A 17497-nucleotide genomic window follows, 5' to 3' on the forward strand; every position below is an offset into this window, starting at 1 on the left:
GTAGCGATGGCACTGGGGGTGCCATCGCGAGATTTCATGTGACAGGTTTCTCCATCATCAGCGTGTGAACAGCCGTGATAATGGATATCAACGAAGTCGAGACAGATGATCCTCGGACCGGGACCGAAGACCATTGCTGCCTGGTGGCAGAGAAGGCGATTGACAGTAGCTTCGAGTTCAGCAGTCGGGACGGTGTGAAGTTTGGCAAGCCTGTAGTTCCTGGAGTCGAAGATTGCAGCTTCGACTCTGAGAATCGGGTTCTCAGAGCAGAGATCAAGCGCTAAGGTCTCGGAGTCAGAGGACGTAAGACACAGTGTCTGGATGGTAGAGGAACTTCATACACCTGTCTAGATGCTTCCCGAGAATCTAACCTCATCAACTCTAACTAACTTCTGATTCGATGGGAACTACTAATATTAATGCAAGTAGATCAGCCAGTTCTAAATTCATCAGACTGACAACGATTGAGTTGTATTTCAATTAGTATTTAGCACAGAAACTCCACCGCAGTCAAATCTCAAAGAAACATCAGGTGAGATAAAAAAGAACTTCTGGTAAGATATTACCGTTAAATTTGATTATCTGGAGAGTATTGGTCATGCTAACTCAGGAAAATATTGATATTCCATATCAGATAGTTCTACATAGGAGACTACGATTTCGAAACACATAGGTTTCGAGCTAATAATCCACAATTAATGGATCTAATAAAATCTGGTGCTAAAATACTTTCTGCAAGGTCTTTATCGTCTGGGATTAAGTTTCTCGGGTTAGCTTATTTTGCTCGAACTGTCGGTGCAACAGAACTCGGAGTCTTTTTCATGTTCCAGGCTGTCCTTTCCTTCCTTGTAATACCGTCTAATTTAGGAATTCGTCTAGCTGTTGAGAAAAGGATAAGTGAAGGAACTAATAAATCAAAATATCTCACAACTGGATTTTTAATAAAAATCGCTTTGCTAACCGTTGTCTCTATTTTTCTGATATTCGCGTCTGACTACTTACTAATGTATCTTGGCGAAGATTTGACATTGCTGTTAGTGATTGCTCTCGTAGTTCGAGAATTGAGTGGCCTGTTCATCGCAACAATTCGCGGAGAACTTCGTGTGGGTGATACAGCTATCATACAGTTAGCATATGCAGTCTCTTGGGTCGGAGCAGGTGCTATTCTTACTACAGTAGGTTATGGCCTTTACGGTCTTGTATATTCACTAATCTTTGGATATCTAGTGAAACTTATTTGGTCCTTCTATAGAAAAAGAACCGCATTTGGCAAACCCAGTGTCACACTTGGTTGGTCTCTGATCGGTTACGGAATCTATAGTATTATTCCCTCTATTGATGGAGAAGTCCATAATTGGATGGATATCTTTTTGATTAGCATATTTATGACACCAGCAGCGGTCGCTGCCTATGAATTTGCGTGGCGTGTTTCACAGGCCTTCAAAGTATTAATTAGCGCAATAAGCGAAACAATATTTCCACAGATCAGTGCTTGGAATGCGAAAGATTCAGTCAGAAGTCTTGAAAGGCTAATACCACGTGCTATCACGCCTGGCCTGATATTCGTTTTCCCTGCTGCAGGAGGTGCCTGGCTTCTCAGTGAAGAGATTCTTCAGTTCGCTTTCGGACCAGAATACACTGTTGCTGCCGCAGCACTCGTTATTCTTATGATTGGGAAAGCACCGCGAATGATCCGTGCTGTCATCGGGAAATGCCTTTTGGGAATTGACCGAGCCGACCGCGTCACAATCGCGTCAATAGTAGATATTGTTGGAAATATAGCTCTGAATCTGCTTTTGATCCCAACCTATGGACTTGCTGGTGCTGCACTCGGTACTACGCTATCTCTCACACTTGGTCTCCTAGTAAGATGGTGGTTCCTTTCCCAGGAACTTACTGTGACCGTTGATTGGAAGACGGCCACTTGGTGTTTAGGCGCAACTGTTGTTATGACAATAGTTCTATGGGCTCTCTTAACAGTTATAGAAATCAGTAGCGCTCTGTTATTAATGATGGTCATTTCATTTGGTGCTGTTATTTATTTCTTTGTTCTAGCCCTCAATAATGAGTTACGTACCGAGGTACAATCAGTCGTAAGAACATTTTCGTAATAGTACATTGAACCCTCGTCGTCAATAATCAAAACACCCATATTATAGTAGCCAAAGAGTTTCTAGCAAAGAATAATGGCTCGACAGAAATTACTGATCCTACCTCCTTCTATTATCACAACAGTAGCTACTGTTGCTTATTTTCTAAATCTAAATCACATTATTATACCAATGACGATGGTCTCTTGCGTGATTTTGACCCTGGGGCTCTACCTATACAGTAAAGCTAAAGAAGGTGTTATTATTGCCATTTTGAGCTTTATTGTTTCTACAGTCTCAATTTATTACCATGCAATAGCGTATTCGACAATAGGAATTGATCAGAGTCGGTTTGCTTACTCAGTTCGTAGTATCGTAGAATCGGGTACGACCGACTATATTCATTCTGGGTTTTATAACGACATACCACTATTCTATATACTACCGTCAATATATAACCTTATTTCTGGTGGGGAATACATTAGCCCCCTTATAATATATGCTGCTGCTGCCGGTCTCGTGCCTATGTTTATATATTTGTTCTCTTCCCGCTTAAGACTGAACGAACACCAATCAATAGCAGCGACGGGATTAGGATCGCTACTTCCCATGTATCGTTATTTTGCGTTTGAACCTAATCCAAACTACCATCTTTTTTTGATTACGCTGGTTATTATTTTCTCCTTATCAATGTTTCTAGATAATAACGATCAAAGACCACTTCTTCTAGTCGTTTTAGCGATGGTTGCTATTATTTACTCCCATAAGCTAGCTACCATCATAATATCAATCATCGTATTTTTCATAATGACAACATCTATTCTGGGGGAATATAATATAATACAGAGCGATCCTCAGGGTCGACGACAGAGATATGATTTCTGGGCAATCTTAATGGTTTTGGGAGGGGTATTGGTACTTTTCCAGTGGATTTATGTCGGTGATTATCTCTATTCTGCCTTCTCTAGAGTATTTGAACAGTCAGAAAGCATATCTGTCGTGCCAACGGCAGCAGAGAGCGTCTCAGATCCACTCATTTGGCATAGTCATGTGATTGTTCTTTTGGGACTGGCTGGAGTTGGTTGGGTTTATTCAATAAAACATACCAAATTGTCTGAACAACGTGTCTTACTGCTTTCTTATGCTGCCGTTGCTTCATTTTTATATATTGTAGCAACAGTCGGTGGAATATTACCACAACAACGAGCATTATTGATGGGCGAGCCAATCTTGGCTCCGCTTTCTGTCGTCGCTATATCGTTGGTGAACAGAAAATCAATTATTATCCTTGTAGCTGTTGGTGTAGTATTATCTTTTTCCCTTGCACCTATTGCCATTGCTGATAATCCTAATCAGCATAAATACTACCTCGATGAGGACGAATATATGGGTCAAGAATTCATGATAGAGAATTCAGAGAGTCCTGTCTATACTGATAGAATTTCTACTGCCAAAGCAATGGAAATAGATATAGAAAATGAGTTCAATCAATTCGATATTAATTTACTAAATAAGAACATAAGTGAAGAATCATACGAGTATATTTACCTTCGTAGCGCGCAAGAGCAATTTCTCATAAGAGGGAGTGAGTTAGACGATTCCACTTGGCAACTAAACTATGACTTGGAAAAGTACTTAAGTAACAATAGAAATAAAATTTATAGTAATAGTGGCTCAGATGTCTATAATTAAAGCACTATTATCTCACAGTACTTATCGGTACTATTATTCAATTATAGTGCCACCCTATATCTGTGTCACAGTTCCCGATCATTGTCGAATTTGTAGGTAACCCTGCGTCCGGGAAGTCAACGATCGCTCGTAAACTAGAAGAGCAACTTACTGCCAAAGGGGTCAAAGTTAGAAATAGAACTCATTCACTGACGCATCAGACAGATTCGGATTACAAACGATACTCAATGATGGTTGGACTAGCGCTATTGTGTATTCTTCGGCATCCGGTTCATTCTTCACAGATAGCACGAATGATATTCAAGACTCAGCAGCGGTCATTAGCTGATTTTCTAACGCTAACCCTCTATTGCTTATATTTACGTACAATCTATCAAAGATCTGCGTCCGCCTCTGGAGTTGAAATATTCGATCAAGGCTTGTTTCAGTCTTTATGGTCAATTTTGCTTACAAGTAACAGGAAAGACATTTCCGGATTGCTACGTAATATTATTGATAAGTATCCTGGTTCCCCTACACATGTCGTAGTTTTGATTGAACTCAGTGGAGAAGAATCAATATCTCGGCTGGAAAACAGAAATTCTAACTCTAGCCGTCTTGAAGAAATATCAAATAGAAATAGCGATGAGGCTTCTGATTTATGTAACCAGGTATATAATAATATTAGAGAGATCGTTGAAGATTCTTCTGAACGTAAAGAATCTCTTAGTACGATTACTGTAAGTACTGCTTCTTATAGTTCTGCTGAATCGTCTAATATCGTATTCAAAAGGGTAGAAGAACTCTATCTCTGACTCCTCTAGAATACAGCCAGTAGAAATTGAAGCCATTACTATTTACTTCAAGGAGAGGTTCTAAATATCAATACCGTCGGTGTATCCGATATTCTGGATCCCGATGTTTGCAGACCTATTAGACAAGAGCCGCTGGTCTACGGTAACGATCTTGTGAAGCAAATTGTTGATGGAGAGCCGTTGGTGGTTTCGATGCAACAGGAAGCCCTGTGAGCGCAGGCAAAATCACTGATCTGAGCATCTCTGAAGTTGACTTTACCGTCACCACTGAACGCCAGTCCCAGTCACCAACAATCTTCGTCAAAAAGAACGTTACGGTGATAATATCATAGACTTATATGAGTCCATGTACACCCGCTGGCCGGTCACCTCTTGGAGTGGACGATGTACAACAACTAGGGCCTCATCAACTTACTCTCAGCCCCTCTCGTTTCGCTTGAGTTAGCAGTGTTTGGGACAACGTCGACACGGATACAGAGACTCGGAGCAACAGTTGCTCCTCAATACTGCTCGTTGGCTCTGGCTATATGGGACCTCTCGGCGGGTCGGACGGTTCATGCTGCAGTCGTCGGTCATCAGTTTCCGTCTCCAGTTCCGATGATGGGCTGACTAAGACAGTGCTCGTCCGGTCGACGGTAACCGTGTAGTCGCCGTAGGCAAATGATAACGACACCGATGGACTCTGTTCGGACAAGTAGGCGAGAGTGGAGCAATTTCTCGAGTGCGGTCACATCGACAGCGATTTCACCTGCGCCGCGCCCTATTCGGATGGAAATCGAACCTACAGCGTCGCGGCCTGTCTCGACGTGCTCGAGGCGGAACAGACCAAACCGTTCGCGGCGCCTGCGCTCCGCGGGGACCCGGCGGGGCTCCCGAGTAGACTCGGCTGCGAGCATGGACGTTGCACTAGCGTCAATAAACAACGACCTGGTCTCGATCCTTGGCTCTAAGATGGGGTGTCCTCGAGAGCTGGTCGCTCGCGCCGTTGCACGTCCATTGCGGTTCGTGCGCGGCGCGAGCACGCTGCGTTCGCGATGGGAAGCAGCACGGATAGTGGGCTTCGGGGTCGTGCACTAGGTGGTTTTTCTCGCTCTCAAGGCCACGCTGCGGTGAGATGAGTGTCCGTTCAGTCGGCGGTCGCCGGGGTCTCTGCGTCCTGCAGTCGTTCCTCGGCCTTGTTGCGATCCTCGGGGTAGCCGACGTCGATCCGTCAGCCCTCGGAGCCGATGGCATCGATCGTTCGGCCGTTCTGGATCAGCAGGTCGACGGTGTTGCTGATCTCGTACTCGCCGTGATCGGAGGTCTGGATGAGATGGCAGGTGTGGAGGATTGCCGATGTGAACGTGTAGGAGCCCGTCATCACGAGGTTTGACGGTGGCCCCGCGGGTTTCTCGACGATCTCCGTGATCTCGCGTACGCATTGCTGTCACAGACGCCGTACCGGGAGGCTTCCTCCCAGGGTACCTCTTCGACGAGAAAGCCGGCGTCGACTCGGTCCTCCCGCTGCGGCAGACGACGTCCTCGAGGTTCACCTTGAAGACGTTGTCTCACAGGATCAGCAGAAGCGTCCTCGATGTGTTCCTCGACGTACAGCAGGCGTAAGCGAGTCTCTTCTGCTCGCGCTGGTGCGTACGTGATCAGCATCCCACGATACTCGTTGCTGTAGTGGTCGATGATCTGGTCCTTTAGATAGCTGTCAACGATGATTAGTTCGCTTACACCACGCGAGCGCGACTGTGAGTCGCGCTCGCGGCCTTTGAGTCTACCTTTAATATACAGTTGGTCGGTTTCAACTGGGCATTCAAATTGTAGCCGAGGCACGTCCAGTGCTCGTAGGAAGCACTGGACGCGCCGGTACACCGTTTTGTAGGTGACATTAATTTTCATGTCTAACTGCCGAAAACTGGTGTTGAACCGGATGTAGGTGCAGACAGCAAAAAACTATTTCCTGGGTTTGACCGCCGAGTGTTTGAAATAGTGCCAGTCTGGTCGTTGAACGTGCGGTCACAATTCTCACAGCAATATCGCTCGAACACTCGATAGCTGCCGTACCAAATCACCGATTCGGCAGGCAGCGCGGGCAATATACGCTGTTACGCCAGCGAATCTGTGCCAGCAGATCCGCGGCCCGACACTCCGAGACGAACGTCTCATGCTTTGCCGGATGGCGTAGACGCGCACCATTGCTCGCTGTGACTTCCAGCTACTGCTGCAACCTGACTAACAATCCTCTACCATGAGCGACTACGTTATACCACGTAACACGCTCTAGTAAGAAAAGGCTTATCAGCAAGCAATACATATCACCTCTACAAGCCACACGCATGTGTGAAAAAGGAATATTTTATATTGCAACTGGTGAGGAATATACTGAGGAAGCAGCACATTCTGCTAAGTCTGTCAAATCAGTACTTAAAAATATACCTGTAGCGATAGCCACAGATCAAGATGAAGTACATGGAATTTTTGATACAAAGGTTAAGATAACAGATTCAAACAGCGATTTTAGTGATCAAATAAACAATCTTTCAAAATCACCATTTAAGAAGACCATCCACTTGGATACAGATATATATGCTGATGAACCATTTGAGGAATTATTTGACGTACTTACTAAATTTGATATAGCCGCCGCCCACAACCATGATCGAAGTACATATGAGGTCACTGGGGTACCGAGCTCATTTCCAGAATACAATACAGGTGTGTTGGCATATATTAATTCAAAGGATTTTTCTAATTTTTTGTCAACGTGGAACAGTAGATATAAAGAATTATTGAAAGAAGAGAATAAGCAAAACCAGCCATCATTTAGAAAAGCACTGTACGAAAGTGACTTAAGGATCGCAACATTGCCACCAGAATATAATTTAATGACTAGGTACCCAGGGCATGCAGTTGGTTCAGTCAAACTCTTCCATGGACGACTAATTGATTTTGACGCAGATGGTGCAGGTAGATACCACAACATCTATTCATTTTCTAACAAAATAAATTCCACTGATCAACATCGGGTTTTCACCCAGCTAGGCGGTCTAAATATGTATACGAATAAAGAGAATTCAATCTTACATAAGTACCGACTAGCCGTACAAAGACATGGTATACTGGAGGCAAGTCGTCGCTCAATTGAGAAGATTCTTAACGGTAGGGACTGACAGCAAGCATGATACTCTTATGAAAAACAAGTTGTGGAAAGTGTTGTCAACACTAAGAGGAGACGAGCTCAACAAATATCAACAGTTGAAGAAAAGTCAATACAAAACTGGTGAACAAGTAAGATCCGAACAACGGGACTCTCTCAAAGATATAATAGCTCATTCGTATAATAAAGTTCCTTACTATAGACAGGCCTTTGATAGTACTGGAATAATCACTGACGATGGCCGTGTCAACTTAGACCAGTTTGGTGAAATACCATTACTGACTAAAAACCACCTAAAAGATAGATATGATGATTTGATTGCTGATGATATTGAGAACCGTGATACGTATATTAATCGTTCTGGTGGATCAACAGGTGAACCTACCAAATTTGTTCAAGATGATGAATACTCAGAATGGAACAAAGCAATGAAACTGTTGACCAATGAATGGGGTGAATATCATTACGGGAAACCTAGGATACGATTATGGGGATCAGAGCGAGACGTATTTAAGAAAAGAGAATCCCTGAAATCACAAATTGGCGGATGGATAAGAAATGAAAAGGTATTAGATTGCTTTGAAATGGATAGCGAGAAGATGAAAAGTCATACTGAATCTATAAATGAGTTCAAGCCAGCTCAAATATATTCATATTCGGATGCAGCTTATGAATTATCTAAATTTATCGATAGAAACCAACTTAATGTTCATTCTCCCAACACTGTCATGACTACAGCAGGCACGCTGTTACCTCATATGCGTGATAAAATCGAGTCAGTTTTCAATACTACTGTCATTAATAGGTATGGATCCAGAGAGATGGGCGCAATTGCGACAGAGTGCAGCACGCATAACGGTCTTCATATTGCAGCTCCGAACGTGTTTGTTGAAATTCTGTCAGAGGATGGTACACCTGTCGATGATGGGGAAGTAGGTGATGTAGTCATTACGTCTCTTCGGAATTATTCAATGCCACTGATCCGATACAAAATAGGTGATAAGGCAAGTGGTATTTCGCAGTGTAATTGTGATCGAGGTTGGCCAGTACTAGAAAATATTGTTGGTCGAACGGGAGATACTATCCTTTTACCAGGCGGAAAGCAAATATCGCCATATTATTTCGTACATACAATCGGCGTAGTTATGGAATTAGATTGGATAGAAAAGTATCAGATAATCCAAAAGGAGCCCACAAAATTCATCATAAAAATAATAGCTGCCAAAGAGATAGACCGGCAAAAGCATAATCAAGACTTGAATGAAATCAAGTCAAAGGTGTTAAATGTTGTTGGAGAAGACTGTGACATTCAAATAAAATTTGTTGAGAAGATAGATAGAGATGAATCCGGGAAGTATAGATATACTATCTCAGAAGTAGAAAATACGTTCTATGAGTCGTAGACTGACTCTTCCTTCACATAAGAGGTTGGACCACCAAATGTTTGCTAAATAATGACTTTATTTGGCTGTATTGAATCGTCATAAGGCGGTAGAATCCACTGTTTCACGGCACGCTTGATCTTGTAGACGACACACTCCAGGCGATCTACGGAACTTACGGACACTGTTTAGTAGCCAGTTTGAGAAGTGATAGTATTTGAGTGAATTGGTTAGAATCTCGTAGACCTACTCAGCGAGGCTACGACGCGGATTTAGGAGAATCTTGGGAGAACGAGCGGACGGCGAACGCCCGTGAGTGATCACCTTAACACCTGAATATCCGGGAGGAATGTCTCGATCCAGTCACTATCGAAATTAAGCGCCGGCTCAAGTGGAGAAATATCTCAGTGAGGAATTCTCGAAAGTGGTTTTTGTCCGCGAAAATCTCTGGCGAGATTTCGCGTTTGAGGTCTTTCCAGAGCGGTTCGATCGCGTTCAGCGTCGGTGAGTACGGCAGGATGAAGACGAACTCGACATTGAGTTCGTCGGCCCGATCCTGTGCAAGATGCGTCGGATGATAGGCGACGCCGTAGCGGTCTTCGATGAGTGTGCGAATCTCCTGTGGCGTCCACGGTTGGCCGTCTTCAAGGAGTTCACAGAACTCATCCCACTGCACTGGGGTGAGCCTCGGCGGCCGGCCGCCGCCGAAGCGTGGGCGGAGTCCCTCGATACCACCGTCGCTCCACGCGCGTGCCCAGCGACTACTCGTTGGTTGGGAGACGCCGACGGCTTCTCTAGCTTGTTGCTGTGTTCGTCCGTTGTAGAGACTCTTCACGAAGCATAATCGCCGGACTAGACACGTCTCATCCATCTTCTGGGTCGTATCAATCGCCTGATCAAACTCTCTGGTCGACAGATGCTCAACGAGCTTGAACCGGCGTGTTCCGTTCATTACGAAGAAAACGTCGTCTGCGTATTCATTCGTTGCGCTGATGACTCTAGAGCGTTCGCCGTCCGCCTCCACCAGACCGGTTGTTCTCTTCGAGAGACAGCGATAATCCTCGCTGAATCAGGTGTTAAGCGCTTTCATAGTACGGTCTGGAATTGGGTACATCGGCCGTCTGACAACGGTACGAGCTGCCTGAGGCAAACCCGAAGCGGGTCGCTATCGACGGGACTGTTGTCAAGATCAGCAGTGACTGATCTTAATTATACGCTGCAATAGGCATTGAGACAAAGCTGATTTCGATGTCGCGTTATTTGATCCGAACGGCACTGATCCGGCAGCTGTATTTCTGGGTGGACTTCGTGAGAAACACGATCTCTCCGAGGATGAGTTTCTCGTTGATCAATTCGACTATCGGACTGCCCTCTCCCGATTAAGACTAAACGGCCAAGTGAACTACGACGACAGAAACCTCATCGAGAATTCATACCCTCAAAATATAAGTTAACCGTTTCCATAACTCATAGGCAGGCAGTCGGGCGAGCGCACGCGAATTTATCGAACAGTTCGTACATTATTGTAACCGCCGGAGACCGCATCAATCGCTCGATGGAAAGACGCCTATTGGGGAGTTCTGAACTAGACAGTGCCAGTAGACAGACTATGTTAACTAATTAGATCATTCATTTATATAGATTTGATTTTTAACTCATCAGGAATTTATTCCGATAGATGGCTGGCACATCATAGCAGATTTCTACAACAAGGAATTTATAATATCGTATCTAACCACGATACACAGTTAATTTCACAATGAGGTTAATATACTTAGATGAATAACATGGATGACTTGAAAGCAAATAGCAGTAGTAGTGACGATATGATAGATCTGTGTTTTATATCTGGAAAAATATATAAATATCTTCAACCTGGGCAAGGTGCTGCCGGGGGTGCCCAACGACAACAATATCTACTCGGAAAAGAATTAGCAAACCAAGGACATGAAATTTCATTTATTGTTGGTGATTATGGTCAGCCAAGTCACGAACGTATAGGCGAATTTGACATTTGGAAAGGATGTCCGAACGAAATAAAATCACCAAAACGTATCCCATACCAGGTGGTAGACCTGTTTTGGGCAATGAAAAAGGCAAATGCTGAGTTTTATTATGTCCGCGGAGCACCACTGTTGTGCGCTCCCGCATACCTATTTTCTAAAATATTAGGTAAAAAATTTATATTTTGTATAGCGAATGACAAGGATGTAAGTCCTGAAACAGTAGAGGATCTCCCGATCGGAGTGAAGCATTTATATCTCCGAGCTCTCTCAAACTCAGACATTATTATCACCCAAACAAAGAAGCAGCAAAAGATGGTCAAGACATTGTTCCAAAGAAAAACAACAGTTATTCCTAACGGATATAGCACCGTATCAACGAACAAAATAACGGACCATTGTCGTCGAAATACTGTTCTTTGGGTAGGAACAGATGACCGCCACCAGAAGCACCCAGAGCGCTTTCTTCAATTGGCAAAGTCACTGCCGAACATACACTTCACAATGATTTGCCGTCAAACAACCAATCTAGAATTTCATAAAAAAATCAAAAAGCAAGCAGAATATATTGAAAATTTAAAGTTTATAGACTTTGTAGACCCAGACGAAATACATGAATATTATAATAGATCTTATGCGCTTATAAATACTTCTGATTATGAAGGATTTCCGAATACTTTTCTTGAAGCTTGGCGCTATGAAACACCTATCGTATCTCTGTATTTTGATTTAGATGGTGTGTTATCAAGTAGATCAGTTGGATTTTTAGCGGATTCAATGTCCAACTTGGCTAAATATACCAGTGAATTAGCTTCTAATGAAACAAAGCGAAGATACATGGGTAAAAAAGGGAGGGAATTTATGGAAACAAATTATTCCCTTAATAGTATAGGCCATATGTATGAGGAAGTGATCACTAGCAGGTAGGGATAAACAACAAAAATAACAAAATAACCGTATAGTTCGTTGGTCTACCGACCGCAGGCAAATTAGCAGTTTGGGATTTATATTAAATAGTACAGGTAAAGCTAATAGGACATATACAAACGCCAGCCCCAAGGGGCGCTATTCAACAAAGCAGAAAATATAGAGATTGGAAAGGTAGACGTACTCTTCGCCAAACGGGAGACGGTGTACTCTCTGTTGGTGTCTGGAACTCAACGTCCTCGTCTCAGGCGGCTGCCCAGCAGTGCTGACAAGGCGATGGTCGGTGCTCATCACGCATGAATGCCATCGGCTTGCTGGAGGATACGCCACTCGACTGTAGCCGATCACGAAGCATCGGTCGAAGATGTTTCTCCCAATCGGCGAGTCGACCGTGATCGATCGGATCTTTGAGGAACTCGAAGCCGACAAACGGGTTGACGAGGTGTACGTGAATACGAACGAGCGGTTCGCGTCCGACTTCGAGACACACCTCGAGAACGCCTCGTTCGAAAAACCACGAGTGTCGGTCGAAGAGACGACCGCCGAGGACGAGAAGTTCGGCGTCGTCGGCGCGCTCGCACAGCTGGTCGATCGTGAGGGAATCGACGACGACCTCCTCGCTATCGCGGGCGACAACCTGATCAGCTTCGATCTCTCCGACTTCATCGACGCGTTCGAAACGAACGAGGCACCGACGCTCGCCGCGTACGACGTCGGTTCGTACGAACAGGCAACGTCGTACGGAATCGTCGAACTCGAGGACGACCGCGTCGTCGACTTTCAGGAGAAACCTGACGAGCCCAAGAGCACGCTCGTATCAATCGCCTGCTATGCACTTCCGGAGGAATCCGTCTCGCTGTTTCCGACGTATCTGGAGGACGGGAACAACCCGGACGAGCCGGGCTGGTTCATCCAGTGGCTCCAGAACCGGACCCCGACGTACGCCTACACGTTCGACGAAGTCTGGTTCGATATCGGGACGCCCGAGAGCTATCTCGATGCCGTTGCCTGGAAACTCGACGGCGAATCGATCGTCGCTGACGACGCGTCAGTCGAAGAGACGTCTATCGGCGAAAACGTTCACGTCATGCCTGGAGCGACACTTTTGGAATCCAATCTCGAGCGATCGGTCGTCTTTCCTGGGGTGACGCTCGAACAAACCTCCCTTCGATGGTGCGTAGTCGACCGCGATGCTGCCATCTCCCAACTTGATCTAACTGGTGCTTTGATTGGAGCACACATCACAATCTAAAAGTTGCACTCTTGCTTTCTGCCATGTTCTACAGAGCTATTTCATACCGGAGAAAGGAGCGCTGTTGGTAGTCTACATCTTTCGGTCAATTTATATTCGAGTTAGATAAAAGTTAATATTATAGAATTATAGTCCAGACTTTTAAATCCAATAGCTGTTTGTGACTTCCGTAAAAAGTACTCTTTATTGAATTATCAACAATAGTGTATATAGGGCTCCGCCCCACGTCTACCGACTGGCGCTCGCCACCGAGACGGACGCCGTCCTTGTGGTCGACGTTGACGTCCCCCGGGTCCGTGACGAGGGTGTCTAAAACACGTTTGGGAGTCGACACCGGCTGCTGTATTGCGTCCCGGACACCGGATTCGGGCGGCGACGCTGCCATCCGTATCGTTCGTCCGAGGAACTCAGGGCGGAATTCGATCTGTTGGAGTCGGTATCGGGTGTGTTCGACGCGCAGTCGTCGTGGCATCCACAGTGGTCACGGGACTCAATTGTCTCATCAAGGGTCCTCGACCCAGAGTCGTCCAATCGCGTGTTTGTTACGACTGGCGCAGCACCGGCTCGTACCGTTCACGGTTAGCCTCGTACCAGCCGATTAACTCCTAAAACCAAACAATCTTCCCTCACATTATACTGAAACGCTTGTATTCTCAAAGGATGCACAGCAGATCGTTGTCTTCTACCTTGGTCTGAGTGGGACTCCCAAATCAGACAGCAAGTGCCTTTGCTACTACCTTGATGGGCCTTCCCGATATTGCTCTCTCGAATCGTTTCGGTAGTGTTCAGGAAGAGTACATTTCTCAAATTTTTCTTCACTCAATTAGATCTATATATGTCTATCTCAAAGTGGGAAAAGTAATATATTAAGGAGTGGAGAACAGAATCATGGCTACACCCGTGCTTGCAGCCGACGATGTCTCGGTACATCGTAGAGGACTGCCGATCCTCGAGGGACTGTCCCTGTCGGTCCCGGTCGGCTCGCGGACGCTCGTCCAGGGACCGAGCGGCGCCGGGAAGTCGACGCTGTTCTCGGTGCTCGGACTGCTTGAGCCGCCCGACGGCGGGCGAGTGCTGGTCGACGGAACAGACACAAGTAAGCTCTCGGAACGACGGCGGGCCCGGCTGCGCCGGGATACGATCGGAGTCGTCTTTCAGGACTTCCAGCTGGTGCCGGACCTGACCGCCCGTGAGAACGCCCTGTTGCCCCAGCACCACGGCGGCAATCGCGACGAGGCGTGGGTCGACGAACTGCTCGGGGCGCTCGCTATTGCCGACCGGGCGGATCGGTATCCGGCGACGCTCAGCAACGGCGAGAAACAGCGGGTCGCAATCGCCCGCGCGCTCGCGAACCAACCCGATGTCATCCTGGCCGACGAGCCGACCGGACAGCTCGATCCCGAGACGACCGATTGTCTCACCAACGTACTGTTTGACGTGCAACACCGTACGGAGTCGGCGCTCGTGATCATTAGTCACGATCAGTCGCTCGAGGGCCTGTTCGACCGGACGCTTACGCTTCGAGCCGGCGACACGGTCGCTCCCCGGTAGCCACCTCCGTTGCTTGCGTATCTCGTAGATCCTCGACTGGCTTGGCTGACGGGTAGATGAAGCCTGCATCGTTAGGCGCGCGAGATCTCACTCGGTTTCTCCCGACAAGTCAACACACTCTGTGCAGAGTACGAGTCGTCGTTGTAGCCAGAATCGACCCCACACTGTGGGTTATATGCTGTCTTGATCTCGAGACGCTCGAGTTGCTGCTACTGTGAGCTGTCCGTAGGCAATGCCGCCGTCACCGGCTGGAACGCGCTCGTTGGCGACCAACTCGAGGCCCGCGCTGGTAACGCGTTCGCGAATCCGCGTCGCGATCGGGTCGTTGTACGCCACCCCTCCGGTTAGTGCAACCGTCTCTTGGCCCCGTGCAGTCGCAACGTTGATCGCGAGGTCGGCGAGTTCCCGGGCGAGGACGTCCTGGGCCGTCGCCGCGACGGCGGCTCGAGAGTGGCCCGCCTCACACAGCTCAACGAGGGTAGCGAAGAGTGCCGGGGTGTCGATTACGGGCCGGCCATCGGCCCGTGCGGTCGGGACGTCGATTGCGGTCGGCTCCCCGCGGGCTGCGAGTGCCTCGAGTTTCATCGCGGGCTCCCCTTCATACCGACGTTCGTCACAGACGTCGAGTAAGGCAGCGACCGCGTCGAGGACTCGGCCGGTGCTGCTCGTCAGCGGGACGTTGTCGCCGCTCTCGAGTTGTCGGATGACGTCGTCGGGCTCTGTGTCATCGCCAGGAAACGAGACGTCATGGCGTTCGAGGTGGTCGACGACACGATCCGACTCTCGAGCGTAAAGCAGCGCTGCGGCCATCCGTCCCGGGTATCGTGTCGCTCGATCGCCACCCGGCATCGGGACCGGCGCGAGGCCGCCGACACGCTCGAAGTCGGCCAGGGAGGCATCGAGCACTTCTCCGCCCCAAAGAGTTCCATCAGGACCGTACCCCAACCCGTCGAGCGTCAGCGCAACGGCGCGCTCGAGGCCGTGTTCGGCGAGGACGCTTGCGGCGTGGGCGTGGTGGTGTTGGACGGCAACACTGCGCTCTGCGAGGCCATCTGCGACCAGTCGACGGGCGTAGTCTGCGGTCTCGAACGCCGGGTGGGCGTCGTGGGCGACGATCGGCGGATACTCGAGGCCGGTAATGTCGAGCAGGTGGTCGACAGCGTTCTCAAACGACGCGAGACTCTCGGAGTCGTCGATATCGCCGAGATACTGGGTGAGATAGCAGTCCCCCTCATGCAGTACGCCGGCAACCGCGTCGCGGTCTGCACCCGTCCCGAGTATCGGCGTCGAAGGTACGGAGTCGATCGACACCGGTGTCGGGGTGAACCCCCGCGACCGACGGAGCAGCCGTCGGTTCCCGTCAACGACGCGCACGAGAGAGTCGTCGCAGCGAGCAACGATACGGCGGTCGTGGAGTACAAAACCGTCGGCGACGGCGCCCAGACTGGCAACCAAGGGTCCGTTGGCAGTCCGCATCGGGTTCCCGGGGCGGTTCGCCGACGTCAGCACCAGCGGTGTGTCGACCGCCTCGAAGAGGAGATAGTGAAGCCCCGAGTAGGGAAGCATTGTCCCAACGGTGTGGAGTCCGGGTGCGACACCGGTTGCGAGTCTCAAGCCATCGTCTTCCGCCTGGGATGGGTCGTGCTCGAGCAGGACGATCGGCCGTCGTGGCGACTCGAGTGCCTCCTGTTCTCGAGCGGCAAGGGAGGCAAACGCTTCGACGGCGGTGACGTCCGGCGCCATCACGGCGAACGGCTTTTTTGGCCGTCCGATCCGTTCGCGGAGGCGGGCAACCGCCGCGGCGTTGGTGGCATCGCAGGCGAGGTGTGCACCGCCGATCCCCTTCAGGACAACTGTCTCGCCGCGATTAAGTGTGATAGCAGCGCGTTCGATCGCCGCCGTGCCGTCGGCGGTGTTCTCGAGTACTTCCGGAAACGGATCGCGTCCGTTCTCGGCGTCGCTCGTCGGGTGGGTGTCGCCGCTCGTCTCGCCGTAGCGCAAACGCGGGCCACAGTCCGGGCAGGCGATCGACTGGGCGTGATATCGGCGGTCGGTCGGTTCCTCGTACTCCTCTCGGCAGGCCTCACACATGGGAAATGCGGCCATCGACGTCGCCGATCGGTCGTATGGCAGCGATTCGATGACGGTAAAACGCGGTCCGCAGTTGAGACAGGCCGTTGCCCAGTACTCCTGATATCGGGAGTCGGGATCACGAACGTCCTCGAGACAGGCCGCACAGATCGCTGTGTCCGGTGGAATCGTTCCGCCGCCGTCCCCGTTGGTACTGGAGTCAACGATTTCGAACGTGTCGTATACGGCCTCGGAGACCCGGTCGCGATCGACACTGACGGTTTCCACGTTTGCGAGCGGTGGCGGCTCCTCTCGCAGGTCGTCGAGCATCGCGTCGATGCAATCTTCCGACCCCTCGAGTTCGATCCGGACGCCAGCGCCACCACGGTTGTGGACCGTTCCGTGAAGACCGTATGCGAGTGCCCGCCGGTAGACGAACGGTCGAAATCCCACACTCTGGACGACGCCGGTCACACGAACGGTCGCGCGTTCCATACGCCGACGGATTCTCACCCCGATCACATTAACCGTGGTACCGAACGTACGGGCGGGACCGAGTGCCGGGCTGTGAAGTATCTGTTACCCGCGGCG

The 17497-nt window shown here is 48.8% G+C and carries 10 protein-coding genes and 3 pseudogenes; 9 read left to right on the plus strand and 4 right to left on the minus strand.

Annotated elements, in window-relative coordinates; translation table 11 throughout:
- Window positions 1–698: 698 nt before the first annotated feature.
- From ACFEMD_RS06015 to ACFEMD_RS06025, 3 genes are all read left to right on the plus strand, one after another.
- Window positions 699–2111, plus strand: a complete 1413-nt coding sequence (locus ACFEMD_RS06015; protein WP_394740061.1) for a flippase — start codon at window positions 699–701, stop codon at window positions 2109–2111.
- A gap of 75 nt (window positions 2112–2186) precedes the next feature.
- Window positions 2187–3782: a hypothetical protein gene (locus ACFEMD_RS06020; protein ID WP_394740063.1), complete on the plus strand. Its 1596-nt coding sequence runs from the start codon at window positions 2187–2189 to the stop codon at window positions 3780–3782.
- A gap of 62 nt (window positions 3783–3844) precedes the next feature.
- Window positions 3845–4576: a hypothetical protein gene (locus ACFEMD_RS06025; protein ID WP_394740064.1), complete on the plus strand. Its 732-nt coding sequence runs from the start codon at window positions 3845–3847 to the stop codon at window positions 4574–4576.
- Window positions 4577–5702: 1126 nt separating this feature from the next.
- On the opposite strand, the pseudogene ACFEMD_RS06030 reads toward ACFEMD_RS06025, so the two are convergent.
- Window positions 5703–6298: pseudogene (locus tag ACFEMD_RS06030) on the minus strand (sugar phosphate nucleotidyltransferase); the annotation flags it as partial.
- Window positions 6290–6779, minus strand: a pseudogene (locus ACFEMD_RS06035) (transposase); the annotation flags it as partial. The pseudogenes ACFEMD_RS06030 and ACFEMD_RS06035, both read right to left, overlap by 9 nt.
- 121 nt (window positions 6780–6900) lie before the next feature.
- Here ACFEMD_RS06035 and ACFEMD_RS06040 point away from each other — a divergent pair.
- Together ACFEMD_RS06040 and ACFEMD_RS06045 are read left to right on the plus strand one after the other, a co-directional pair.
- The gene (locus ACFEMD_RS06040; protein ID WP_394740065.1) at window positions 6901–7734 is read left to right on the plus strand and encodes a hypothetical protein; all 834 of its coding nucleotides are present in this window, start codon (window positions 6901–6903) and stop codon (window positions 7732–7734) included.
- Window positions 7676–9124: a phenylacetate--CoA ligase family protein gene (locus ACFEMD_RS06045; protein ID WP_394740066.1), complete on the plus strand. Its 1449-nt coding sequence runs from the start codon at window positions 7676–7678 to the stop codon at window positions 9122–9124. Before ACFEMD_RS06040 ends, ACFEMD_RS06045 begins: the two co-directional genes overlap by 59 nt.
- Window positions 9125–9428: 304 nt before the next feature.
- On the opposite strand, the gene ACFEMD_RS06050 is transcribed toward ACFEMD_RS06045, so the two are convergent.
- Window positions 9429–10055, minus strand: a complete 627-nt coding sequence (locus ACFEMD_RS06050; RefSeq protein ID WP_394740068.1) for a helix-turn-helix domain-containing protein — start codon at window positions 10053–10055, stop codon at window positions 9429–9431.
- Window positions 10056–10085: 30 nt separating this feature from the next.
- On the opposite strand from ACFEMD_RS06050, the pseudogene ACFEMD_RS06055 reads away from it, so the two are divergent.
- The 4 genes and pseudogenes from ACFEMD_RS06055 to ACFEMD_RS06070 form a co-directional block, all read left to right on the plus strand.
- Window positions 10086–10687, plus strand: a pseudogene (locus ACFEMD_RS06055) (integrase core domain-containing protein); the annotation flags it as partial.
- Between the two features lie 194 nt (window positions 10688–10881).
- Complete coding sequence (locus tag ACFEMD_RS06060) at window positions 10882–12033, plus strand: glycosyltransferase (RefSeq protein ID WP_394740069.1); 1152 nt, start codon at window positions 10882–10884, stop codon at window positions 12031–12033.
- 343 nt (window positions 12034–12376) lie between these two features.
- Window positions 12377–13285 (plus strand): sugar phosphate nucleotidyltransferase, encoded by a 909-nt coding sequence (locus tag ACFEMD_RS06065; protein WP_394740501.1) that lies wholly within the window; start codon window positions 12377–12379, stop codon window positions 13283–13285.
- A gap of 888 nt (window positions 13286–14173) precedes the next feature.
- The gene (locus tag ACFEMD_RS06070; protein WP_394740070.1) at window positions 14174–14836 is read left to right on the plus strand and encodes an ABC transporter ATP-binding protein; all 663 of its coding nucleotides are present in this window, start codon (window positions 14174–14176) and stop codon (window positions 14834–14836) included.
- A 171-nt stretch (window positions 14837–15007) separates the two neighbouring features.
- Here ACFEMD_RS06070 and hypF read toward each other — a convergent pair whose 3' ends face one another.
- Window positions 15008–17401: a carbamoyltransferase HypF gene (gene hypF / locus ACFEMD_RS06075; RefSeq protein WP_394740071.1), complete on the minus strand. Its 2394-nt coding sequence runs from the start codon at window positions 17399–17401 to the stop codon at window positions 15008–15010.
- Window positions 17402–17497 lie beyond the last annotated feature (96 nt).

The sequence above is a fragment of the Natronococcus roseus genome (assembly GCF_043677095.1).
GTDB classification, from domain to species: Archaea; Halobacteriota; Halobacteria; order Halobacteriales; family Natrialbaceae; genus Natronococcus; species Natronococcus roseus.

Coding starts and splice junctions, on each gene's coding strand:
- ACFEMD_RS06015 (WP_394740061.1), top strand. CDS start 699: ATGGATCTAATAAAATCTGGTGCTAAAATACTTTCTGCAAGGTCTTTA.
- ACFEMD_RS06040 (WP_394740065.1), top strand. CDS start 6,901: ATGTGTGAAAAAGGAATATTTTATATTGCAACTGGTGAGGAATATACT.
- hypF (WP_394740071.1), bottom strand. CDS start 17,401: ATGGAACGCGCGACCGTTCGTGTGACCGGCGTCGTCCAGAGTGTGGGA.
- ACFEMD_RS06060 (WP_394740069.1), top strand. CDS start 10,882: ATGAATAACATGGATGACTTGAAAGCAAATAGCAGTAGTAGTGACGAT.
- ACFEMD_RS06050 (WP_394740068.1), bottom strand. CDS start 10,055: ATGAACGGAACACGCCGGTTCAAGCTCGTTGAGCATCTGTCGACCAGA.
- ACFEMD_RS06070 (WP_394740070.1), top strand. CDS start 14,174: ATGGCTACACCCGTGCTTGCAGCCGACGATGTCTCGGTACATCGTAGA.
- ACFEMD_RS06020 (WP_394740063.1), top strand. CDS start 2,187: ATGGCTCGACAGAAATTACTGATCCTACCTCCTTCTATTATCACAACA.
- ACFEMD_RS06045 (WP_394740066.1), top strand. CDS start 7,676: ATGGTATACTGGAGGCAAGTCGTCGCTCAATTGAGAAGATTCTTAACG.